Annotated in this window: 26 protein-coding genes, 2 tRNA genes and 2 pseudogenes; 3 read left to right on the top strand and 27 right to left on the bottom strand. The window is 35.8% G+C overall.

The window, feature by feature from the left end:
• Positions 1-36: 36 nt before the first annotated feature.
• The 6 genes from H8S00_RS06960 to H8S00_RS06985 all read right to left on the bottom strand — a co-directional run bounded on the left by H8S00_RS06960 (position 37) and on the right by H8S00_RS06985 (position 3,393).
• Complete coding sequence (locus tag H8S00_RS06960; RefSeq protein WP_186840305.1) at positions 37-612, bottom strand: VanZ family protein; 576 nt, start codon at positions 610-612, stop codon at positions 37-39.
• A gap of 14 nt (positions 613-626) precedes the next feature.
• Positions 627-1,022 carry a hypothetical protein gene (locus H8S00_RS06965; protein WP_021953465.1) on the bottom strand — a complete coding sequence of 132 codons (396 nt, stop codon included), beginning with the start codon at positions 1,020-1,022 and terminating at the stop codon, positions 627-629.
• Between the two features lie 337 nt (positions 1,023-1,359).
• Positions 1,360-1,755, bottom strand: a complete 396-nt coding sequence (locus H8S00_RS13965) for an integrase DNA-binding domain-containing protein (RefSeq protein WP_021953466.1) — start codon at positions 1,753-1,755, stop codon at positions 1,360-1,362.
• A 137-nt stretch (positions 1,756-1,892) separates the two neighbouring features.
• On the bottom strand, positions 1,893-2,066 hold the full coding sequence (locus H8S00_RS06975; RefSeq protein ID WP_118589494.1) for a ribbon-helix-helix protein, CopG family: 174 nt from the start codon (positions 2,064-2,066) through the stop codon (positions 1,893-1,895).
• 75 nt (positions 2,067-2,141) lie between these two features.
• Positions 2,142-2,333, bottom strand: a complete 192-nt coding sequence (locus H8S00_RS06980) for a DUF6462 family protein (RefSeq protein ID WP_021953467.1) — start codon at positions 2,331-2,333, stop codon at positions 2,142-2,144.
• Positions 2,334-2,364: 31 nt separating this feature from the next.
• Complete coding sequence (locus H8S00_RS06985) at positions 2,365-3,393, bottom strand: hypothetical protein (RefSeq protein ID WP_207721409.1); 1,029 nt, start codon at positions 3,391-3,393, stop codon at positions 2,365-2,367.
• Positions 3,394-3,587: 194 nt separating this feature from the next.
• On the opposite strand from H8S00_RS06985, the pseudogene H8S00_RS06990 reads away from it, so the two are divergent.
• Positions 3,588-4,046, top strand: a pseudogene (locus H8S00_RS06990) (phenylacetate--CoA ligase family protein); the annotation flags it as partial.
• Positions 4,047-4,058: 12 nt separating this feature from the next.
• Positions 4,059-4,496: an ACT domain-containing protein gene (locus H8S00_RS06995; protein WP_021953470.1), complete on the top strand. Its 438-nt coding sequence runs from the start codon at positions 4,059-4,061 to the stop codon at positions 4,494-4,496.
• A 296-nt stretch (positions 4,497-4,792) separates the two neighbouring features.
• On the opposite strand, the gene H8S00_RS07000 is transcribed toward H8S00_RS06995, so the two are convergent.
• From H8S00_RS07000 to H8S00_RS14145, 5 genes and pseudogenes are all read right to left on the bottom strand, one after another.
• The gene (locus H8S00_RS07000) at positions 4,793-6,535 is read right to left on the bottom strand and encodes a fibronectin type III domain-containing protein (protein ID WP_021953471.1); all 1,743 of its coding nucleotides are present in this window, start codon (positions 6,533-6,535) and stop codon (positions 4,793-4,795) included.
• Positions 6,536-6,719: 184 nt separating this feature from the next.
• Complete coding sequence (locus H8S00_RS07005; protein ID WP_021953472.1) at positions 6,720-7,358, bottom strand: response regulator transcription factor; 639 nt, start codon at positions 7,356-7,358, stop codon at positions 6,720-6,722.
• Complete coding sequence (locus tag H8S00_RS07010) at positions 7,355-8,596, bottom strand: sensor histidine kinase (protein WP_021953473.1); 1,242 nt, start codon at positions 8,594-8,596, stop codon at positions 7,355-7,357. Before H8S00_RS07010 ends, H8S00_RS07005 begins: the two co-directional genes overlap by 4 nt.
• On the bottom strand, positions 8,596-10,239 hold the full coding sequence (locus H8S00_RS07015) for a histidine kinase N-terminal 7TM domain-containing protein (protein ID WP_118589495.1): 1,644 nt from the start codon (positions 10,237-10,239) through the stop codon (positions 8,596-8,598). The genes H8S00_RS07010 and H8S00_RS07015 overlap by 1 nt, the downstream gene beginning before the upstream one ends.
• 105 nt (positions 10,240-10,344) lie before the next feature.
• Positions 10,345-10,572: pseudogene (locus H8S00_RS14145) on the bottom strand (transposase); the annotation flags it as partial.
• 171 nt (positions 10,573-10,743) lie between these two features.
• On the opposite strand from H8S00_RS14145, the gene H8S00_RS07025 reads away from it, so the two are divergent.
• Positions 10,744-12,108 (top strand): IS3 family transposase, encoded by a 1,365-nt coding sequence (locus tag H8S00_RS07025; protein ID WP_186840306.1) that lies wholly within the window; start codon positions 10,744-10,746, stop codon positions 12,106-12,108.
• A gap of 119 nt (positions 12,109-12,227) precedes the next feature.
• Here the strand turns inward: H8S00_RS07025 and H8S00_RS07030 are convergent, their stop codons facing one another.
• From H8S00_RS07030 to H8S00_RS07105, 16 genes are all read right to left on the bottom strand, one after another.
• The gene (locus tag H8S00_RS07030; protein WP_186840307.1) at positions 12,228-12,794 is read right to left on the bottom strand and encodes a leucine-rich repeat protein; all 567 of its coding nucleotides are present in this window, start codon (positions 12,792-12,794) and stop codon (positions 12,228-12,230) included.
• A 6-nt stretch (positions 12,795-12,800) separates the two neighbouring features.
• Positions 12,801-13,214, bottom strand: a complete 414-nt coding sequence (locus H8S00_RS07035) for a leucine-rich repeat protein (protein WP_186840308.1) — start codon at positions 13,212-13,214, stop codon at positions 12,801-12,803.
• Between the two features lie 73 nt (positions 13,215-13,287).
• Positions 13,288-14,088 carry a hypothetical protein gene (locus H8S00_RS07040; protein ID WP_186840309.1) on the bottom strand — a complete coding sequence of 267 codons (801 nt, stop codon included), beginning with the start codon at positions 14,086-14,088 and terminating at the stop codon, positions 13,288-13,290.
• Between the two features lie 153 nt (positions 14,089-14,241).
• Complete coding sequence (gene rpsR / locus H8S00_RS07045) at positions 14,242-14,505, bottom strand: 30S ribosomal protein S18 (RefSeq protein ID WP_021953479.1); 264 nt, start codon at positions 14,503-14,505, stop codon at positions 14,242-14,244.
• Positions 14,506-14,550: 45 nt separating this feature from the next.
• On the bottom strand, positions 14,551-15,003 hold the full coding sequence (locus H8S00_RS07050) for a single-stranded DNA-binding protein (protein ID WP_021953480.1): 453 nt from the start codon (positions 15,001-15,003) through the stop codon (positions 14,551-14,553).
• A gap of 24 nt (positions 15,004-15,027) precedes the next feature.
• On the bottom strand, positions 15,028-15,318 hold the full coding sequence (rpsF, locus tag H8S00_RS07055; protein ID WP_021953481.1) for a 30S ribosomal protein S6: 291 nt from the start codon (positions 15,316-15,318) through the stop codon (positions 15,028-15,030).
• 150 nt (positions 15,319-15,468) lie between these two features.
• Positions 15,469-16,269: a hypothetical protein gene (locus tag H8S00_RS07060; RefSeq protein WP_186840310.1), complete on the bottom strand. Its 801-nt coding sequence runs from the start codon at positions 16,267-16,269 to the stop codon at positions 15,469-15,471.
• Positions 16,263-16,961: an ABC transporter ATP-binding protein gene (locus tag H8S00_RS07065; protein WP_021953483.1), complete on the bottom strand. Its 699-nt coding sequence runs from the start codon at positions 16,959-16,961 to the stop codon at positions 16,263-16,265. Before H8S00_RS07065 ends, H8S00_RS07060 begins: the two co-directional genes overlap by 7 nt.
• The gene (locus H8S00_RS07070) at positions 16,958-17,320 is read right to left on the bottom strand and encodes a GntR family transcriptional regulator (RefSeq protein WP_021953484.1); all 363 of its coding nucleotides are present in this window, start codon (positions 17,318-17,320) and stop codon (positions 16,958-16,960) included. The genes H8S00_RS07065 and H8S00_RS07070 overlap by 4 nt, the downstream gene beginning before the upstream one ends.
• A 451-nt stretch (positions 17,321-17,771) precedes the next feature.
• Positions 17,772-17,948 (bottom strand): DUF951 domain-containing protein, encoded by a 177-nt coding sequence (locus H8S00_RS07075; protein ID WP_021953485.1) that lies wholly within the window; start codon positions 17,946-17,948, stop codon positions 17,772-17,774.
• A complete protein-coding gene (locus tag H8S00_RS07080; RefSeq protein WP_186840311.1) occupies positions 17,948-19,744 on the bottom strand; it encodes an Ig-like domain-containing protein in 1,797 nt (598 codons plus the stop codon). Before H8S00_RS07080 ends, H8S00_RS07075 begins: the two co-directional genes overlap by 1 nt.
• Positions 19,728-21,416 (bottom strand): hypothetical protein, encoded by a 1,689-nt coding sequence (locus H8S00_RS07085; protein WP_021953487.1) that lies wholly within the window; start codon positions 21,414-21,416, stop codon positions 19,728-19,730. Before H8S00_RS07085 ends, H8S00_RS07080 begins: the two co-directional genes overlap by 17 nt.
• A gap of 108 nt (positions 21,417-21,524) precedes the next feature.
• Entirely contained in the window at positions 21,525-22,511 is a 987-nt protein-coding gene (locus tag H8S00_RS07090; protein WP_186840312.1) for a hypothetical protein, read from the bottom strand.
• A 112-nt stretch (positions 22,512-22,623) separates the two neighbouring features.
• Positions 22,624-22,694, bottom strand: a tRNA-Cys gene (locus tag H8S00_RS07095).
• Between the two features lie 89 nt (positions 22,695-22,783).
• Positions 22,784-22,855, bottom strand: a tRNA-Glu gene (locus H8S00_RS07100).
• Between the two features lie 127 nt (positions 22,856-22,982).
• Entirely contained in the window at positions 22,983-23,693 is a 711-nt protein-coding gene (locus H8S00_RS07105) for a CvpA family protein (RefSeq protein ID WP_158576865.1), read from the bottom strand.
• Positions 23,694-23,701: the final 8 nt, after the last annotated feature.

Consider the following 23,701-nt stretch of genomic DNA (forward strand, 5'->3'; position numbering starts at 1 on the left):
GTTGATATATAAATAATGAGGCTATAAATAGCCTCATTATTTATCAAAAAATTTTGCAATACCTTTCTCTATTTTTGTATTATTTAACAGATGAATAATCAATATCGATAATATTATTCCTATAAAATTCAAAATAACATCATCCACATCACATACTTTATTAGGAAATTTTGTGATTATATCTATAATATACTGTGTTATTTCTATAAAAACAATAGCCATAAAGCAATAAACAATGCATTTTCTGTAAGATTTTATAAAAAAAACATAATACAAAAAAAATACTAAAGGCATCAATAAGAGAATGTTTCCTCCCACCTGTACAGCAAAATTATGCACGCTTCCGACTCCCGTAATGGTCCTAAATGGTACGAAATTTGCGTAATTCATTTTCATCTTTTCCACCATATCATCACTCATTGCCCTATTAAACACGATTCTAACTGGTGTGTATACAACCTTAACTAAACATAAAATATATAATTCAAACAAAATCAAACCATATATGTTATACTGGTTTTTCTTTTTCAGTTTATATATTAATAATGTAATACACAGTATTAATATATATAATAGGGCAAAAATTTCTAAATGTAAATCAATTACTATCATTTAGACCTCCATGCCTATGGAGCATCCCATGTAAATGTAACTGTTCCCTCCACATGATATCTATACGGAGATGACAAATATACCCTGTAGGTAGCCTTTTCTTTTGTCGTAAATGTTACTGTTTTAAACTCGTGACTATTAACACTCTTGGACGAAATGTCAGCGCCCCCCCAACCATACCAACGTTTTTGTTCAACATAAATATCAATTGGACAATCATAACTTCTGACACAATTAGGTTGCATACCTACCTTTAATTTGCCTTTCTTTTTTATGTTCATTGACTTACTATAAACCCCCGCACTCATAGAGTATGTTGTTTTACGAATCTTTGTATCCGCAAACACAACCGTTGTTGACAAAACTGTTATAATCAGAATTGCCAACACTTGTTTTAAATGATGTTTCATATAGATAACCTCCATTCCTTTCAATTTTTTCTACATTTTTCCAATGTAAACATCCCTCCCATTTTACATTTATTTTTATATGAAGTCAAATATTTTTTACTTTTTCATCTTTTTTGCAAATATTAAAATTAACATTTTATTCTATATCAATTCGATTTTTAACTATATTTTTATTCCCACTTCATATTTTATAGTAGCCTTTATAAATATTATTACTGTCTGCACTCCCTTTGTTTTAATGGGATTTCTCTATTCTTGTTTTTATCATTGTTCGTGATATGTCTTTCGATTGGTGTAGTAATTGGTGTAGTAGAAAACTAGGTTTGTATCTCCCAAATTATGAGATTTTTATATTATTTAATTTGCTCAACTCCTGTTGTTTCTTTTCTTCGGTAACATGCGTATAGATATTCATTGTCGTTTTAATATCAGCATGCCCCATTATGGATTGGGTTGTTTTCACGTTTAAATCATTTTCACATAATCTTGTACAAAATGTATGTCGCATTATATGTGCAGAAAACTCTGGCATTTCTATTGCTTCTCTGTTTTCTTTTTCCGCCTTTTGTATTTCCTGCTCCTGCTCTCTTAATTCAATTATATTATTTGCATATATTGTCTGTCGCTCGCCTGTATCATCCGTAAAGCGATACATATACAGACCGTCTTTTCTTTGGCTTTCTCCTACTTTTAAAACTCTGCCCTTTGAATCTACTCGCTTTTTTCTTGCCATAGTTTTATATCCTTTCTGAAATTAGTTTGAAAGAATACTCACACTATGATAAGATTATTTCGTAGTGCAGAGTATTCTTATTTTGTACTAAGTCAATGGGTTAGTCATTCGCTTTGGTCGGGGAGTGACTAACTTTTTTATTTACCTAATAACAAGTTTATTCCCTGTCGTATGGCTTCGCCTTTGGTTATATTGTTTTTCTTGCAATACTCTTGTAATGCCTGTTCCGTTTTAATATCTAAACGGACGCTAAACCTTATATCCTTTTTTACGTCAGCACTTGCTTTCGGTCTGCCGACTTTTTGTGACACTATCTTTTCACTTCCTTTCTATTTTTGTCACACCTATATTGTAATATTTGTCACGCAAAAATTCAACTATGAATTTTAATCAATGTATGTATCTAAAACTTTGCTTGCTGTCGGAATATCGATTCTTACGGATTTTCCAAAACGCTTTATTGCTCCTGTTCCGTCAAGCAAATTCATAAGGGTATTTCTTCCAAGTTTGTAATAATCACAAGCCTGTGGAACTGTTGCATATTTTTCTATTGTATCTGAATAACTGCCTTTTCGCATAAATAGCACTTCCTTTCAATCATATTAAATATTATCGTAGCCTGTAAATTTTTATTTGTTTCAGTTCCTCATCTGATATGGCATGAAACTCTTCATCCCTATGCAGATATTTTTCAACAGAATCATATACGTCTAGCGTTCCATCTGCATGATAGTGGTGTACTTCATGAATCCTGCGTAGAAATGCCTGCCAAGATTCAGGACTGTTTTTTTGTACCTCTGAATACTGCATTTCCAAACTCCAATTAGATATTATGTAAACTCTGCTGTAGCAGGCAAATTTATTGCTGTACCTTGCAGGAAGTTCAATCGGATATATGTCACAGTAGTTGAGCATATCAGATATTTTTATACCCGACCTAAATTCGTCGAAGGCAATTACTTCCTGCGTTCCATAACCATCAAAAGGATGTAAATAGTCACTGACCCTGTACACATTGGAATTGCCGTGTTCGTCTAATACCCCTCGGGTTTTGCCAGTGCCTGTTGCACCATAGATATATATCACTTTTAAATCCAATCGTCTTTCATTCTTGTATTTTTCCGTTAACAGCATAGTTCGGACTTTATCCAGTTTGTCAATGTTCAAGATATAATCATTATTTATAGCCAAAATTTCAGCGTTTGAGTATCCGTTTTTTATCATCTCATAGAGTTCTTCCATGTCGGCTTTTTTACCTCTTTGTGTGGGAATCTCTCCCCATTCCTCAAAAGTACCTTCAACGCTTGTTTCTGCCTTGTTTGTTTCTGCCCATTTTCCTGTTTTCTTAATATATTCAACATTAGATTGAGCAGAGCCTTTGGCAATTTCAATATGTGCTTCATCAAAATTTTTCTTCACTTTCGACCAACGAACTCTAGAAGAAAAGACAACATAGATATGCGTATGATACGTACCCTGTCCCCCGATTTCATCAGCCATACAGAAATACTTTAAAGTGGTAAAATTCATAATCAGTGTTTCTTTTATCTTTTCGTGAGTATAACCATATTCAACAGGGTTATTGATTGTAAGTTGAAAGGCATTTCTCTGCACATTCTTTATGTTTTCCTGTTGCAATTTTTATCAACTCCTTTCCTTACATATAAACTAACACATTACTTCGTTTATTCAAATTTCAATGCTCACCCCTAAAAGTAGGAGAGTACAAAGCTTATTTTGTTCGATTTGTTCATTTGGTGCGAACAGGAATTTTGAACCTTAAAACCCTTCATTTATGGGGATTTTATTAATGATTTTATTTGTTTGTGCATGGCACGGTAGTATTTACCAGTTTTGCTAAGGAAGCTTTTCCTATTATCAGATATCGTACAAAGGACATTACATATATCACAAGAGAGAAATGTAAATGTGGCAGAACTCACGCACGTATTCACAGACTTATGGGACGTTCAGATGACATGCTTATTATCAAGGGTGTTAATGTTTATCCTTCACAGGTTGAAGAAGTTCTTATTAAACACGGTATGCCTGCTAACTATCAGCTTATTGTTGACCGTGTAAATAACAGCGACACAATGGAAGTTTTAGTTGAGATGACACCTGAAATGTTTTCTGATACAGTTAGCTCAATTGAATCCAAGGAGAAAGAAATTGTTGCTGCTCTTAAGAGCATGCTTGGCATTTATGCTAAAGTTAAATTGGTTGAACCAAAGTCAATTACACGTTCAGAAGGAAAAGCTGTCCGTGTTATAGATAAACGTAAAATTTAAGGAGGTTTTTATATGTATATTCATCAGATTTCAGTGTTCGTTGAAAACAAGCCGGGTAACATTGCAAACTTTACCAATTTTCTGGCTGAACACAAAATAGACATGCGAGCATTCCAGATTGCTGATTCAAGCGATTTTGGTATTATTCGTATTATTGTAGACGATTCTTTTAACACTCTTACTTTATTAAGAGACCATAATTGGGTATGTAATCTTGCACACGTCATTGGCGTAAAGCTTCCGGACGAGCCGGGTTCAATGTCTAAGGCAATGAATGTTATTGCTGCCAACGGATACAGCGTTGATTATGTTTATGCCTTCCTTGCAAGAGGCACAGACGATGCCCTTATGGTATTCCGTGTTAAGGACGAATACACAGACAAAGTCGCTTCATTATTGGTTAAGAACGGAATGAAAACTGTTGACCAGGAAGATTTGACTAAGATGTAGTTTAGACGTTGATATTATTATTGAGCTAAACGGCAAATGCCATTTAGCTCTTTTTTCGTAGCATTATAGCAATACAAAAAGCGCCCCTCTACCTAAAGGAACAGGGCGACTGCTACGGTTACCAGTTTTCCAAACCGCTCCATTGACAAAATTCTAAACTACAATTTTTCGACAGATGCGCCTGAAGAAAGCTAAACCCGACGATCACAAGACCGTCGGGTTTTTCGTTTTCTCACTATGTATTTACTTTATTTTTACATTTGTTCCGTCCAGGGATTTGTTTTATTTCGGAAGTTTTACTTCGCTCTGATCACTTTTTTAATCTGCGGTCCCTGACCATTGCTCTTATTTAATCCTGTATTCATATAAATGTTCAGCTTCTTACCAGTCTGTGCTCCCTTTGGCAGCCATACAGTGTAGCTTTTCTTATTGCCTTTTATCCATGTATCACCAATCCTCATACCGCCGATCTTCGGAACTTTCTTCTTCAATGTTACTTTTACTTTATATTTTGTCCATGTGTACGGTTTGTGGTAAATCGGTGGGTACCAGTAATCTCCACTCCAGTGTCCTGGAGATGTCCAGCCTCTTACTTTCACCTTTTTCTTCTGTACAATCTTAATAGACTTCACAGCCGGTTTTACTGCCGAACCAGTCTTCAATGTCACTACGTCAGACGGTGTACCGGTTGCTCCATTCGCATAAGCCTGCGTACGGAACTTATAAGTTGTCAACGGCTTCAGATTCTTTACTATAGTTGCTTTATAACAATTATAATCTTTCACCGTTTTTACAGTTGTCCACTTACCACCTTTGTAAATCTGAATTCTAGCATTTGTCCCCATCATCTTCGTGGATCCTACGGTTACTTTTGCATAATTATGATAAGTCACTACTGTAGGTTTTTTTAATTTCTCTACCGGTACATAAAGATTTGTTGTATAAGTCTTTCCATTCTTTGTTTTGAAGGTAAGCCAACTCTGTCTACCAGCTTTAATATTATAGATTGGAACTTCGCCATGAGCAACCTTGTTGCTGTTATAGTTCCATGTCTTTCCAGAAATATGATCGTATACTTCTACGATTTTATCATCGGAATTTGCAGGTACCGTCTCTGCAACGACTTTTATGTTTCCTAACTGTGATTTCTTTACTTCTTGATGAGAACATTTAATCTTCTCAGCCGAAATATAGTTATGTCCATTCAGATTAAAATCAAAAATTGCCGGGTAATAAGCACCCTTGCTAGTAGATATGCATACATAATATATTCCACGCGTTAGTACCTTTGCTCCAGGCTCCCACGCCTCTTTGCCATTGTATTGTGAGGATCCTTCGCTATAGATTTGATTATTATTAGAGTCATAGACACGAATGAACGTACGATTCTGTCCGAAATAAGTTGCTCTTTCTGTGTTAACAAGGTGGAAGCTTGGATCAATCACTGCTTTGTCTGCAACATTAAACTTGTACCAACGTTCATCTGTTCCCGTTCCTGTCAGACCTTCATAAAGACTGTACGGATGTCCGGATAACGGAATCTCATATGCTGTATCTTTTGTAAGACCAATCTCGTCTTCTTTGAATCCGATTTTTTGATCAATGAATTCTGCGGTGATAGTAATATCCGTATAAGCTGCTGCATTTCTTGTAAATTCCACTTCACAGGCCTTTTCTACCCACTGACACGGATATAAATAAAGTACATTTGCATCCTTTACTGCTGTAGCCATACGGCTGGCAACTTCATGACCGCCTATCCATAATTTCGTATGGTAATTCCGCATAGGAATATTGTGCGAAAATGTTACTTTCATCGGCCTCTGTGTATTATTTGTTACTTCAATATGCTGTTCAAGCCCATCTGTTCTCTCAAATTGTACTATTTGTGATCCTTCAGATTTAAATTCCACTGAGTGCGTAACAGATTCCGCTTTCACTCCAATATCAGTTGTGAACCAGCCACCTACAACCAGGGTGCATAGCAGCAATCCCTTCAGTAAATAGTTACCTATTCGTTTCGACTTTAATTTCCTCATAACTTGTCCCTCCTTCTTATCTTCTTTTAATAAGTTCCAGAATATCTTTTAAAAACGACACGATTTTTCTAGTTAAAGTATAACAAATGCATTCGTTTTTTACCCTGTACTCAAGGACAGGTTTTCGTTATTTTACTGAGAATTTCAATATGTAAACAAATATTTTCTGAACAAAGTGCGAATATTATTGAATTTTTTCCGGGCTACTCGGAATGATAAAGTTTTTATTTGTCACTGCGATTGCCAGCCGCGTCTTATTGGCATAACCGGTTTTTGACAAAATATTAGAGACATGGTATTTCACCGTCCTTACGGAAATGTTCATCCGCTCTGCGATCTCGCTGTACTCAAGCCCATCGCACACAAAGCGAAGCACTTCTATCTCTTTATTGGTAAATTCTGAACTATCCGCGAGACCAAGCTGTACGCTCGGTGTTTTATCTGGAAATACACTTTCCCCGTCCATCGTCCGATTGATCACATCAATCAATCGTTCAGGGCTAATATCCTTATACCAGAAGCTGTCTACTTTCGCCTCTCTTGCCCGCTGCAAATATCCGACTTCCACCATGGAAGTTACGATAATGATTTTTATATTTGGAAACTCTGCCTTTATTTCTGCTGCCGCTTCGATCCCATCTTTATTTCCGGCTGTGCATACGTCCATCAACACAAGGTCGATCCGCTGTCTTCTACATATAGCAAGGGCGACATCCGCCCCATTTACGCTTGCCGCAAACTCATAATTATTGCTCTCTGAGATGACCCTCTCCATATTTTCACGGGGCATTCTCTGATCCTCTACAATTAATACCTGTTTCATGCTCTCTCCTCTTGAAATGTAATCGTCAACGCAAAGTACGGAAATGACTGTATTCGCATTTCTCCACCATAGTCAAATACATGTCGGGAAATATTATACAATCCGCCTTTTGGAACGATCTCTTTATCCGGCGCTGCTCCATTATTTGTGATGCAAATGCTGTATTGATGATTTTCATTTTGCATCTTGATGGAGAGCTCTGTCGCACCGGCATGGCAGACGCCATTTGTCAGGCACTCGCGCATTGCAAGGATGCAGATACTAGCCAGTTCCTCTGACTCCGACAAATCTCCCACACACACCACTTCTACGCCAAGTGTCTTTGCATCCTGCAGAAATCTTTCAAAATCGCCTTCTTCCAGCGGATATTGGTTGTCGTTCCAGATTGCATTTACGGCGTGGCGAAATAAGCGCACCGCCTCTTTATCATCTGCATTCTCCTGTGTCAGACTCTGTCGGATCGCAGTCAGTCCGGCTCCCATCTGATCGTGAAGCTTTGTCTTTGCCGCAAGTACTTCTCGTTCACGTGTCAAGATTAACACATTATCCGACAGATAGCGGAGTTCTTTTGCTATTTCTTTTAACTGTTCGGTCTGCTTTGTCAGATTTATTTTTTCTTCATATTTTTTTGTAATATCCAGGAAAATAGCTTCTGTATAAGCCTTTCCTTTCCGGTCTGTCACTTCATTTTCCCGATAGCTCCATGCCTTCCCGTCAGGAAAAAGGTAGATTTCTTTGTTGTTAATCCGGCTCACGCCATAACGCTCACACAGGCACAGTGCCTCTTTTAATTCCTCTTGCTTTTGCAAATCTCTGTGAGCGATTGTTTGAAATAGGCGATACATCTGTTCATTGCAAAGTTTCACATATCCATCTTCTGTAAAATAACAGATTCCAATGGGCAATACATTCATCGCCTCTTTAATAGAATTCTGTCGGATTTTTTCTTTTCTTGTACGATGCAGCCAAAATCCTTCCCAGATAAGCAATCCATCGATCACACCGACGATGCACCACCAAATCCACAGTGAGACATCCGGCATTTGAAAATAAGCTGGTTTTCCTCGCTCTGCCTCGTAAGAATAGGCCAATGCATTTACAAGAAGAAACAAAAATACGAAGATTGCGATATTCATATGCCACTTTCGATTGTCGATCTTCATATCGTGGAAAACAAGAAGCAAGATCAAACTCGCCACGAGACTTAATAATATTGCCAGCATCAAAAATGTCTGCATTACGATTCACCTGCCTTTTCCACTGTAAATACAAATCGCCATATGCCATCTTCGCATGTGCAGGACTGTGCCATTTCTGAAAAACAGGCAAGATCGGTCTCGCTTTCGATCTCCATACAGAATAGAATATCTTCACTCTGACTGCGGAGCTTTATCCACACCGAAGCGCAGCTGTCTACACATTTTTCCACTACATTTTCAAAAAATTGATACATAACAACAGCATCTCTTACATAGATTTTCTCCCCTTCCGGGAATGAGCATGCGCAGTCAATATCTAACAATCGTAAACTGGAAAAGGATTCCTCTATACAGGCTTCCAGCTCGACGACGTCTGATACTTTTGATCTTTCTTCGATAAACTCTAGATTTCCGCGTCTTTTTATATATGTTCCAATGAGGCTGATTTTCACTAAAAGGATACGGCTTTTCTCCAGCTCTTCTTCCTCTTCGTAACGATTGAGCAATTCATTTAAAAGATTGATCTGTTTGGCAGTCTGTGTCTGCAGTTTGTCGAATAAGCGGTTTTTCTCACGCAGCATATTGATGGCTGCCTTCGTCTGATAATTTTCCTGCTCGATACAGTTACTTTCTTCGATCGTCTTTCTATTTTCTTCCATTCTCTCAAGAAGCTTAATAATGTCTTCCATATCTTCCTGCCAGAGAACATGACCGCCACGAATTGTTCGATTCTGGATCCGCGTCTTTTTATCGATCACCACATCCTTCTCCACCGCATCCTTCATCGTCTTTTTCGATAATGGCATTGCATTCGCAGACGCATAACAAACGTTGTAATTCTGATCCGTAATCTGAGCACCCAATGTACAGACTTCAAACAGTTGATCGTACCCAGTATTTGTCTGGATCAATCCGCAGCGCACACAGCTTTCCAGTATTCCAACGAAAAACAGACATAAGACAGCGGTAATGTCTCCGCCAATTTCCTGTACCCACGCCACACCGCTTATGAAGAGCACTGCATAGAGAACTGCAGCGCCGATCCCAAAAAGGGGAAGGTATTTCTTTTTCTGTGAATGCCTGCACTTGTAAATCATCAGAACAAAAGCAGTTAGAGCGCAGACTACTTCCCAAACCAACACCACATAATAGCCCCATCCGTATGTGTAATGACTATCTGACCACGCAGACCCTACCGGAAAAGAAAATACAAGCTGGTGCAAATCATTGGACAGCACAAGCAGAACTAAGACAGCTGTTGGAATATATACTCCTTTTAACCATTTAGGCAACCGATATTCTTCCGACTTTCCGAGAAAGAATGCTGCCTGCAATACTGCTACAGGAATGAACAACATCGGTATGTAATAGCTGTACCACAAGTAACGCGCGATCTGGTTATCCATTGTGAAAAAATATTTTGTCGTGCGCACAACAAACCAGAATATGATCAATTCTGCTATAAAAATCAATACATTCCGCACCGATTTCTGAATAACTCTTTTATAAATACTGATGCCCCATCCGATATATACTCCAACGTAGATCATTGTCCGCAGCATACCACATATAATGCGGAGCGAACTTATTTTTCCTAATCTGCGACAGAGCAATGCCGCGAGCATACATAGCAAAAAGAGCTGGATATTCAACTGTTCTCTGGATTCGTTTTTCTTTTTCATTAGCGTATTCAAATGTATTCCTTTACTGTATTATTCTATATTTTCTATCACTTCTATCTTACTATATTTGCACAGTTTCGACCATATGATAACGCATTTTATACCATCGCCATAACTACTGTTGACACGCTTCGACTTGTAACCGTTTCGATAATCATCGGATTCTGAACGTTGTGATTTTGAATACCCCAAATGGTCATCCATTTCAGCTTCCATCATTTCCTTGATTGTACCTCCAAGAAGATCTTTTAATGCATCCTGGATGTCTTCAGCTGTCTGGATGTCATATTCATCCAATAGCTGGTGGATGATGGCACGTTTGCCATCGGTCATTTGTACCTTGTGTACTTTTTTTCTCTTGCCATAATTAAGGCATCCTATAATAAATTTTATCATAGAAGGCCTATTAATTATATTTAAATATTAAATTTACAGAAAAACTTTCACAAAAGAGGGTGCGGACAAAATTCTGGACTACTATAGGGCTTCGAAAGGAGCTTTTTTATGTATTCAAAAGAACAAAAAGATATTGCACTACGGATATATCATCAAACAGAGTCTGTAACTGAAACTATTAGGATTCTAGGGTATCCAACACGTAGAAATCTGTACACATGGATTGCTGAGGAAAATACCCCACCCAAAACAAGGAAAGAATATCCTGTAATTAATAATCCTCCTGATCATCCTCGCAATCCTCCATTAGAAGTAAAATTAGATGCAATTCACCGTTGCTATGAGCTCGGAGAAAATATAAAATATGTTTCAGAAGACATTGGGTATAGTAGAGCTAGTATTTATCAATGGCGAAAACGTTATTTAAAAGAAGGTACATTAGGTCTTATGAATCACAAAAACATTACTCCGGGAACATTAGTAGAAGGTTCTGTTTCAAGTACAGATATTTCTTCTGATGAAATAAATCAGTTGAAGACTCAAATACAAGATATGCAATTAGAAATAGATATTCTTAAAGAAACGATAAATGTATTAAAAAAAGACCCAGACATCGATCAGAGTGCTCTCAGCAACAGAGAGAAGGCGGTGATAATCGATGTCTTGAAAAATAGATACTCACTGCCATTATTATTACAGAAATTACAATTATCAAAAAGCAGTTATTATTATCAGGAACAATCCCTACAAAAAGAAGATAAATATACACTTTTACGTGTTAGAGTCATTGAATTATTTACAGAGAATAAAGGTCGATATGGTTACAGACGAATTCACGCCCTACTTAAGCGTGAAAATATAATTGTCTCAGAAAAAGTTATTCGTAGGATTATGAAAGAAGAACAACTTGTAGTAAAAATCAAACGAACTCGTAAATATAATTCCTATCAAGGTGAAATATCTCCAGCAGTAGATAATCTAATTAACAGAAATTTTTCTGCATCTAAACCTAACGAAAAGTGGTTAACAGATATAACCGAGTTTGCAATTCCAGCAGGAAAGGTTTATTTATCGCCTATAGTAGATTGTTTTGATGGCTTACTTGTCAATTGGAATATAAGCACTTCTCCAGATGCATTACTTGTCAATTCTATGCTTGACGATGCAGCTAAATTACTATCTGTAGGAGAAAAACCAATCATACATTCAGACAGAGGCGTACACTACCGCTGGCCAGGCTGGATTGACAGGATGGAGAAAAATGGTTTCATACGATCAATGTCAAAGAAAGGCTGTTCACCTGATAATTCTGCCTGTGAGGGCGTATTTGGAAGAATTAAAAATGAGATGTTCTATAATGCAGATTGGTCTGGGGTAAACATCTCAGAATTTATTGGTATTTTAAATGATTATCTTTATTGGTATAATGAAAAAAGAATAAAAAAATCATTAGGATATTTGAGTCCTATATAGTACAGACATAGACTTGGATTGGTCACTTAGATAGTCCAAGAAAATGTCCGCACCCTCAAAAGCGCCCCTCTACTTTCTTGAGCAGAAATGCGCTTTTTTGCTTTTTTCACTATTAACTTTTATTTAATTTTAACTTTATAAGCTTTAGACCAACTAGAATTTAAAACCTTTCCATTATATAACTGAGAATTCTGTACTCGCACATATAATTTTTTCTTTTTCTTCAACTTAGAGTTTGAAAGCGTGAAACTGCACTTCTTAACTTTCTTGTCCAGAATTTTCTTTTTGAAATTTTTAGTTGTTGAAACCTGAACTCTGTAACCATATGATGAAGCTACTTTTAAAATTTTAATCTTTACCTTTTTTGCTTTTTTCTTCTTGTTAGCTTTCAAAACCTTTGATGGCTGAACCTGTATCTTAGCAAAATGGATTGTGGCATTTTTAAGTTCCTTATTATTGTCACTTATTCTAATTTTTAGCCAGCCCTGCTTTGAGCCTCCATAATATATGTCCTTAAAATTTTTACAGCCTTTAAAAACTTCAAATGATATATTCTGAACATTCTCCGGTATGGTAATACTTTTTAGTTCTGAATTTGCAAATGCATCATAGTCAATTTCTTTTACTGATGTTGGCAATACTATGTTTTCTGCCGGCACATTGGCAAACATATATGAACCTATCAAGGTTACTTATGAACCTATGTTAATTGTCTTTAAGTTCTTACATCCTGCAAAAACCGGGCTCACCGTTCCTTCGCAGTTTACTGCATTAAAATTAACTGTACTTAATGACTCGCAGTTTTTAAACGCTTCAAAACTTATACGTGTTATCCCTTCCGGTATTGTAACTTTGCTAATTTTCGAGTTCAAAAAAGCATCATAATCTATCCCTTTTACTTCATAACCATCTAATGTTGACGGTATTATAACATCTGTTGCGCTGCCTAAGTATTTTTCAATAGTTGCATCTCCACTACTTAAAGAATACTCATACTCCCCACTTCTAATATTTTCCGCTTTCACTGTTCCTGAAATCATTCCCACTAACATCAATGTTACTATGAATGTAAGCACAATCCCTACATATTCTTTTGATTTTTTCATAAAAAACTCCTTTATACCTTCCTTTGATAATATAATTCTGCTATGTCTCTTAATGACTATAACATTTTTTTGCTTATAACTCAATATTTTTAAGTCTAATTAAATAAGGTATTATATGTGTTGGTTTTATAGGAGTTTCCTGCTCTGACAACACTGTTGTTCCACCAAAGTCTGCTCCACCACCTAAAATTGTTGTTTCTCCAAAATCGGCTGCTACATCTGCATATGATTTTCTCGGTTGCATAATCACATTCTGCTGTGCATTTTGTACCAATTGTACATACGAATTTTTATTTTCTACAGGTGATTGTGGTGCAACACTGTCTTGCATCTTAGGTGTTTCCAATCCCGGCACTGAGAAATTAGCTCCAGGAACTGAAAATGGTGCCTGAGTATTGTTCTTGCCCTTTTTATTTACATTGTTACTTTTTTTAGCTCCACTGTTTTTTTCTTGTTTTTGCTGTCTATATTTCTCCTTGTTTTCCTTGCTATAGTGCATCAGTAAATGAAACATAGATATCTCTTTTTCATCTTTTCCCTTTTTTCCGACATTAGTTGCGCCTTGCGGTACATTCATTGCTGACACCGGAGGTTGTACTGGTGGTACAGATATTCTGTTATCAGGTATGTTCTGTCTTACAACAGGTTCTTTTTGTATCGAATTTACCTTCGGCTGTTGTACACTATTCACATCAGTTCTATTAACTATCGGCTCAGCTTTTTGTGTCTGAGAAGAAATATTAGAATTTTGCTTTTGTACATTTATGTTTTGTTTTTTACTTGATTGTGTACTGACTGATTCTAACTGTATATCTGACAATAACTGTTTAAAATTATATACATTAAAAGATGAAGAACTGTTTAAAAAGTTCATCAGTTTAGCAACATAATCACAGTTTTCAGTCTGATCAAATTGATTTGAATATTGGGCGATACCTCTTTTTCTTTTTCAATTGGTGTAAAATTGGTGTACTAGGTTAAAAATAAGGCTCTCCCACTACTGGGAAAGCCTTTAAAAATCATTGTTTTACTCTACTGTATATGGCATTAATGCGATATTTCTTGCTCTCTTAACAGCTGTTGTAAGAGCTCTCTGGTGTCTTGCACAGTTTCCTGTCATTCTTCTAGGAAGAATTTTACCTCTTTCAGACACGTATCTCTTTAATGTTGCTACATCTTTATAATCAATTGCTTTATTTTCATTTGCACAGAATGCACAAACTTTTTTTCTTCTACGACCGCCTCTTCTTCTCATTGGAGAATCTGGTCTCTCGCTCTTATTGTATGGCATTTTTTTACCTCCTTAAATATTCTCTCTACTATATACTAGAGACTACTAAAAGTTGAATGGTAAACCTGAATCATCCACATTATCAGGGATATTCATAAATCCATCACCTGCAGGAGCTGTCGGTGCTGATGCTGCAGCAGGCTGCTGTGCCTGGAATCCTGCATTATCAGATGCTGCCTTACTCTCAGCAAATTCCTGATTTTCTACAACTACTTCTGTAGTGTATACTGTCTTACCATCCTTATCCTGATAGCTTCCTGTCTGAATACGACCCTCAGCTACTATTTTTGTTCCCTGATGGAAATACTTTTCTGCAAATTCACCACTTCTTCCAAATGCTACGCATCTGATAAAGTCTGCTGACTGCTCTCCATCTCTTTTAAATCTTCTGTCTACTGCCAATGTATATCTTGCAATAGCCAACTGTCCGTCACCAGATGTAGAATATCTGACTTCCGGATCACGGGTCAAACGACCCATTAATATAACCTTGTTCATATTATACCTCTCTTATGTCTCAAATTATGCTTCTACAGCGACACACATAAATCTGATAACATTTTCCATAATACGAAGCTGGCTTTCTATTCCGCTTGGAGCGTCTGTGTTATCAGTATCAAAAGTAATGAAGTAGTAATATGCTTCTGACATCTTCTGGATTTCGTAAGCTAATTTCTTCTTTCCAGCATCGTCAATGTTAGCAATAGTACCGCCGAATTTTTCAACAAGAGCTTTTACCTTCTCTAATTCAGCTGCTCTTCCTTCATCATCAAGTTTCGCACTAACAACAACTGTTAATTCATATTTGTTCATGCTTTTACCTCCTTCTGGTCTCTGGCTTTTTTCTTATGAAAAAGCAAGGATTATTAATATTTCACAAGTAGACATCATAACATAAAAAAGCCCTTATATCAAGGGCTTTTTCCGGTTTATTTGTTAAATTATTTATTAAATTTCCATTATTTACTGTAAATTTAACTTTCTTTTAAGCATAAAGTTTGTAATTGCAATAAATACAACAATCTGTATTATGGATAGCACTATGGAAAATGTCATTAACGGTTGGAAAAACGCATCTCCCATATCGGCATTATTAAGTGCATCAAGATTGCTTCCAAAAATTGCCACCATGGCTACTGATGAAATTATCTGCATTATAAAGTAAATTATAAGGTAAGCCACAAAAGCTCCCAATACCTTATTTTTACCTAATGTCTGACCTATGCTAAAGCACGCATATCCCATAACAATAGCACTGTAACAGCCTAACAAAAGTACAAATATAAGCTCGACCACATATCCCGTATATCCAAATTCCTGCATTTCCTTAATACCAAGCTCAATGCCCTCTTTAACACTGTTTAAAAATTCATTGTGACCTAATCCTAAAATTGTAACCAGCAAAACAGCTACCACTCCACTAATAACCATCCATGCAAAACCTACTATGGATTTTCCGGCAATGTGCTCACTCATTCTTACCGGAAGAGTAAATGACAAATATCCTTCATCTTTAAGCATATTGTCATAAAATCTTTTTATTACCAGCACAAAGGAACCTAAGAATATAGCTATAATTCCCAACACAAAGGCGATAATAGTTACCATGGTAATCATATTTAAAACGGTATTATCCACATTAAACACCGTCTGAACTTCTACTATACCTTTTAATATTAAAGTTATTACCAATACAACGCCATATAATGCAGCAAACATTCTGGCAGTTGACTTAAATTCATGTTTTATCAATTTTCCTAACATCTGAATACCTCCCTAAATACTTCATCCACTGATTTTCCGTATTCTTCTCTTATTTCATCTACTTTTTTGTGCATAACCAGTTCGCCGTTTTTTATCATTACCACATCATCTAAAACCTTTTCTATATCAGAAATTAAATGTGTTGAAATTATAACTGCCGCTTCCGGATTATAATTTGAAATAATAGTGTTTAATATGTAATCTCTGGCTGCCGGATCCACCCCACCAATTGGTTCATCTAAAAAGTATAATTTTGCCTGTCTGCTCATTACCAGAATAAGCTGTACCTTTTCCCTGGTTCCCTTAGACATGGTCTTTAATTTGTCATTAGGATTAATGTTAAGTTTTGAAAGCATATCATAGGCTCTGTTTTCCTCAAAGTCACTGTAGAAATCCTTGAAAAATTCAATAACATCTTTTACCTTGGAATGAACATCTAAGTAAGTTCTTTCCGGAAGGTAAGAAACTATCTTCTTTGTTTCAACTCCCACTTCCTTGCCATCAATATAAAGCTCACCGCCATTTTTAGTAAGTAGTCCGTTTGCCAGCTTTATAAGTGTGGTTTTCCCACTTCCGTTTGGTCCAAGAAGCCCTACAATCTGTCCACTCTCAATTTGTAAATTGAGTCCTTTTAATGCCTGATTTTTTCCATAATTTTTTCTCAAATCCTTACATTCAAATAAAATGCTCATTTGCTGTCTCCCTCCTTAATTATATCTATTATCTCCTCTTTTTTATATTTAAGTTCTGTCATTTTTTCCAGATATTCCGTGGTATATTCTTTTGCTCTGCTCTTTCTTATCTGGTTTAATATTTCCACATTATCTGTAACACATCTGCCTGATGTGCGATTGGTAATAATAAGACCTCTGCTTTCTAACTCAGTCATGGCTCTCTGCATGGTATTAGGATTCACCGATGCCTCTGCTGCCAGTTCCCTTACAGACGGTATCCTACTACCTGTTTCATATTCGCCTGTGACAATCTTCTGCTCAATCTGCTCTAAAATCTGTGCATATATGGGTCTGTCATTTCTAAATTCCCATGCCATTATTCTTCTCCTTTCTGTATTATTGTATTAAGTGCTTAATACAATAATACATCTTAATTAGAATTTGTCAATAGTTTTAGCAAAATTAACTTTTTAACACTCATATCATGTTATTGTTTCCCAAAAAAAACGTAGAAGAAATTTAGATTCATGTCCTAAATATTTCCTCTACGTTTTTAAGTGTTTTTAAGCAGTCTTCTAAGCCGGTTGTCTCTCGGCAAGCTGCTTCTTTAATTCCTCTATTTCTTTTTCATATTTGTCTAATCGGTTCTGCTTTTAATCCTCACATCACAATATCTTTATTACATCTTGTATTGATTATAATACATATGTTTTGTTATGTTGTCAACCTATTTTATTTTATTTATATATTTTTTGTGTATTTGCATATTATAAAAAATAGGAACAGATTTGCAATTTTCAGTCTTCATGCAACTCTGTTCCTATTATCTTAACTTATAACTTTTTTCACGCTTTTCTCAAATGCTTTTCTGGGAATCATAACTATTCTGCCACATCCCCTGCATTTCAGTTTAAAATCCGCTCCTGTTCTTATAACCTCCCACTCATTTGTACCGCAGGGATGTCCTTTTTTTAAAGTGACTATATTTCCAATAACGTAATCCATTAATTTACCACTCTCCCAATTCCTACAATATATTTTGTATTGTTGCTGCTCATTGTCTGACCACCTTTTTCTACAACCTGTCCGTTTCCTGCGTACATTGCCACATGATATATATCAAGAGTACGTCCCGGGGTACTATATTTTACTGCATTATTGTAATCTCCATAAAAAATAAGGTCTCCCGGCTTCATATCATCAGTTCCTGTATAACCAAAATAAATAATCTGATTTTTGCTGTACAGGTAATCAAACAACTCTCCTGCCGAATATGCCCATTTAGAACTGCCTAATTTTTTCTGATAATTATTGTATGCCTTATATCCCTTCCAAACCAGCGCTGAACAGTCATAATATCCACTTTTCATTCTTTTTGCCTGACTGTACTTCCAATGATTTACTATATAATTAGCCCTGTCAATGATTGTCTGCATTCCTGTTGCAGAAACCTCTATTCGGAAGCTTTTTGTGTAATCTCCCAGCTTTACATCTATATATGTAACACCTGACCTTACACCTTTAACTGTTCCATCAGATTTAACCGTGGCAATCTTTCTGTTTCTTGATGTGTATCGCGGAGTGATACCCTCTGCTCCCGACACTGTTATTTTAGTTGTCCTTTTCTTTTGGATGCCTGCTGCACCACACGTTACTATTGCATTATATGTAACATATTTTATTTTTATGACTTTGCCATCTATTGTCACTGTAATGGTACCGCTTCCCTCGCTTAGACCTGTAACAGCCATTTTATCATGAAAAATCTGAACCGATGCCGCTTTTTCATTACTATTACTAACTGATATGGTGCTAAACTTGTTTAATCCTGTAAAAGTTACATATTGCTGTCTGTTATTTCCTACACCCTTTCCATAAAGTGTAAGTTTACTCTTGTCCGCGGCAGGAGTTGTTACAAAAACATAACTGGTATATTTACTTACTTTTCCCGACTTATTAGTAACCTTTGCCGTAACAATTGCGGTTCCTGCTTTTAATGTATTTGCATCTGTTGTTATCAGACTTCCATCTCTTTTTTGAGGCTTAGACAAAACCGTTTTGTCAGAAGAACTCCATACGCATTTTTTTATGTTATTCTCATTAATATTATCAATTTTAAAGGATATGGCTTTATTACTTACCCAACAGATATTATCATAAACAACCGTTCCTCTTTTAGTTATTCTTCTGATACCTGTTGCAGATTTATTGTATATCCAGTCAGGGCTTGTAGCCTGCTCATCTGCTGATTGAACCTGTACAGTGCACTTTGAAAATGCTGTTGCGGTTTTTGCGGTAATAGTCACTGTTCCCGGATTAACTGCTGTTATAAGCCCATTATTATCAACAGTTGCTATATTGTTGTTTTCTGATATATACGTTACCTTACTGTTTGTTTCTGCCACAAGCTGAAAAGTATTATTTTCAACCAAAGTAACATTTTGTGAATTTAACTTAATTTGTCTGTCCGGATCCGGCACATTAATTTTGCAGGAATAGGTTTTATTCTTATATTTAACATATATAGTAGCATTACCTGCATTTACAGCCCTTACCGTACCTTTTTTAGAAACAACTACCGCATATTTATTAGTGGTCTTCCAGGTTATTTTTGCACCTTTCGGAGCATTTTTTAACCTTAACCTGGTTTTCTTTCCCTTAGTCAGCTCCATATTAGTGCTCGAAAGATACACTGTGCTTTTTGCCTTTATATTTACTTTCGGCAAATATACGCTAAAGCTCATTACAATACACATTATTAGTGCTAAACTTTTTAAGAGTTTCTTATTCATTCTTAACATTATTAACCTTCTTCCATGATTGTATGTTTCTTATTGCTGTATCATCATTTGTGTCATAATATATTTCAATTTGCTGCCCCTGACTTATAAATACAAGAGTTTCATCATCAGCAAATTTTTCTTTATAAACATTGCCTTCCTTATCTGTAATGTACACATATGTTTCATCTGCCATATTTATATATTTTATTTCTTTAACCTCAATAAGGGCACTTTCATATATTTTTGACAAATCTTCCTGCTTATCAGATAAGTTTACACCATTTTCCCTAAGAAGTTTTCTATAGGTTGCAAGGGTATCCTTCTGCGTCAGCCCCGTTGCAACTATGCTATATTTTTTTACATCAACAAGGGCATACTGTTTTACCAGATTTCCCTTATCCTTTAATACCATAAAATAAGTTGGTCTTCCATCAATATTAATAAGGGACGGAAACGCCGCATCATATCCTAAATTCTGAACCTGTCCCTCTGCCGCTTCCATTGCAGAAAATTCTTCAGCACCTGCCACATTAAAGTAACTTGCCTTTCCGGTTCTGGCATTTACCATTACAAATCCTATGTTTGATGAGTCATCAATAACAGAGGTTACTCCTGTGTAAATCCACACATCATTGTCAATGACCTTGTATCCATAATCCGCCGTGGTTTTCTTACAATCCTTCTGTCCTATTATGCTGTTGATAAATCCATCTGCTAACATTCCATGCCAATTGTATTTAGTTTCAATTAAATCTCCATCATAAACTCTGTCAACCCACTGCGGAACTTCGTCTAATGAATACTTTTTGCATTCTCCTGTACACGGATTGCATATTACCACACCATTTACGTCATAACCTCCAAAAAGTCCTATTTTTGCAGTCATTGTAGGGCAGATATAATATGGATTTCCCTCTTCATCTACCTCAAAATAATATCCTTCAAATATTGCTGTTGGATATTTAAATCTTAAATGTCTTTGAAGATTATCATTAAACCATCCTGATGTTGTGTACTTAATAGCCTGTTTTAATTTAACATAATTAGCCTCAAATTTAACGGCGTCTACTAACACGTACCCCGGAATGCCGTTTTTTCTGTTATTAAACCACTTGAAAAATCCAGCATATTCTAAAGTTGCCACCTTCATCGGCTCGCCATTTAATGCAATCTGGCTGTAGTCTTCATTTATCTGATACTGGCTGACTACATCTGACAATGCACCTATTGCCCTTTGTCCCACTACTCTGGCACTTCCTGTATCCATAAGGGCAATGTCATTTATTGTTTCCGACGGTTTTATTATATTTTCAAATTTTGTATTTTCTATGTCCATTATGGAAGCATATCTTTTTGCGTTAAAAATTTTTGCCGATACAAGATTTCCTATTAGCACCGCCAACACCCCTAACACTAAAATTATTCCTACAATTTTAGTGATTGCATTGTATTTTAATTTTATATTATTCTTTCCTTTGGTTTTAAATGTAAGAACAAAAAATACAAGGAGAAAGAATCCCTGAAACTCCCAAAATTCCATGGAATGGATATTAAACGCCGGAATCATTACATAAAATGCCACAAATTCTATTGCTATTGTTATTATTAGGCTTACAATTAATCTTTTTATATTGACTTTCCCCTTTACGGCAAAACTCTGGTTATACATCAAGTTGCTAAATATATTCATAAAAAACTCCTTATGATTTTCTTTCATTATGCAAAAGATTCCACATGAAAATTTATGTGAAATCTTTTGTGTCTGAAATGCCTTAAGTATTATAATACTCTCACATTCCTATTTTATAAATTTTACTTTCTTTTTCACAGTCCAGGTGCCATAATATTTCTTTTTACCCTTCACTATGTATGCCCTTGCTCTGACATAATATACTTTTTTTGCCTTTAAAGCTTTTATTGTACAGCTTGTCTTCTTAATATTTTTAGTAATTGTTAATTTCTTGACAAATTTAGCTGAGGTAGATATCTGCACCTGATATCCTGAAACTTTTTTAACCTTTTTCAGGGATATTTTTGCCTTTTTGGCTTTTTTCTGTTTAACAGCTTTTTTTATTGCAGTCTTTCCCACCTTAACCTTTTGAGCAGCTGTCGTTGTAACTGACTTAGTTGTAGGAACAACTGTAGTCGGTTTTATCGTAACCGGCTCTGTTATAATAGGCTTAGTTGTCGGTGCCTGTGTTGATGCTTCTGACTCTGTTTCATCCTTTGTAGTTGGTGCCACTGTAACAGGTTCTGTTGTAACCGGCTCAATATCCTTTGTGGTCGGAACTACTGTAGGTGTAGTCTCCACTTCCCTGTAAAGAGTTATTGATGTTTTTGCAACATTAATAACTCTTTTCGCTACTACAGACTGATTTCCATCAGCTGTTGATACCCAAAACTTTATTGTATACTTTCCTTCTTTATTAAATGTGACATGCACTTTCTGTTTTGTTGTATCCTTAAATACTATTTTTGAAGTAAACTGTTCCACATCATTCCACTTGCCATTTTCATAGTATTCAAATCCTGATACCGGGTAATCACCTGTTATTTCTATATGTCTTATTGCCTTTAATCCTACACTGTCTGATGGGTAATATGCTATTTCAAATTCCTTTGATGTTCCTAATTCATAATTACCTAAAAGCTTGTCATTTGTTATTCCCACATTCCATGGAGCATTATCATCTCCCCAGTTGCCATCACCTGCTGCCACAACAGGAATAGCCAGTGTAACCAATAAAGTAATTGTTAAAATAATTGCAATTATTCTATTCTTCATATACTTTCCTTTCATGATTGTTATTTGCCACAACTTCCTAATTTTATTTTATCTATGTTCACAATAGTAGTCAAGAAAAAAAGCACCCAGAAACTCTGAGTGCTTTCTCTAGAGGCGCAAACCAGATTTGAACTGGTGATCAGGGTGTTGCAGACCCGTGCCTTACCACTTGGCTATTGCGCCATATTTTTAGAACCACTTTATTATAACAAGGGTTCTTAATATCGTCAAGGCAATTTTGCAAATACAATTACATTTCGCCATAACGTCAATGACTCCAAGGGGATTTGAACCCCTGTTACCGCCGTGAAAGGGCGGTGTCTTAACCGCTTGACCATGGAGCCATAGTGGATTAACCACTTTAACAGCCTTTATAATGTATCAGATAGAATATATTTTGTCAATAAAATTTATATATTTTACTTAAGAAATTTCATTTATGGATTTTCCTTATAAAATCCTCTCTATAATTTATATTGAAAAAATCCCTGTAATAAACTTCTGTATAATATTATTGTCATAAATAAAACTTAATATACCATTATCTGAAATTGCCTTACAAACCGTCTGTCCCCACTGTGTTGAACTAAAAGCAGTTACAACAATGCAGGCTATCCATATGATGATTACGGACTCTGCCAATCCAACTAATGCTCCGCCTGCTGCATTAAATGTGCTAATCACCGGAAGCCTTGCAACAATATCCAGAACATTTATTAATATCTTAAGTAAAGCTGATAATCCAATATATAGTATTATAAATGCTACAGCACCTACTATCATATCTGCCAGCGATGCCGATATGTATGCAGAAAATGAATCTACTTTAAAAGAATTGTAGCTTTCTTCAGTATTATTTTGTTTTAAACTCTTTCTAATTTCTTTAGGAAGAGGTAAACCATCAATTATTTTCTGTTGTGCACTTACACCTGTCTGAGTCATATTTTTAGTTGCCAAATTAACATTATCATCAACATATTTTCCAATACTGGACGTAATCTCAGTATATACCGGTGTTGCCTTAAGTAATTGCTTAACTGACGGTGTTAAAATATTTATCAAAAATAAAATAACTATCATTGATAACAGTGAAAAAGCCATTCGTATAAGACCTTTTTTCAATCCTGTTAATATCATAATAATAGAAAAAACTCCAACTGCTACTAACAATATATTTCCCATATCTGCCT

Source organism: Eubacterium segne (genome assembly GCF_014287775.1).
Lineage (GTDB): Bacteria > Bacillota > Clostridia > Lachnospirales > Lachnospiraceae > Eubacterium_G > Eubacterium_G segne.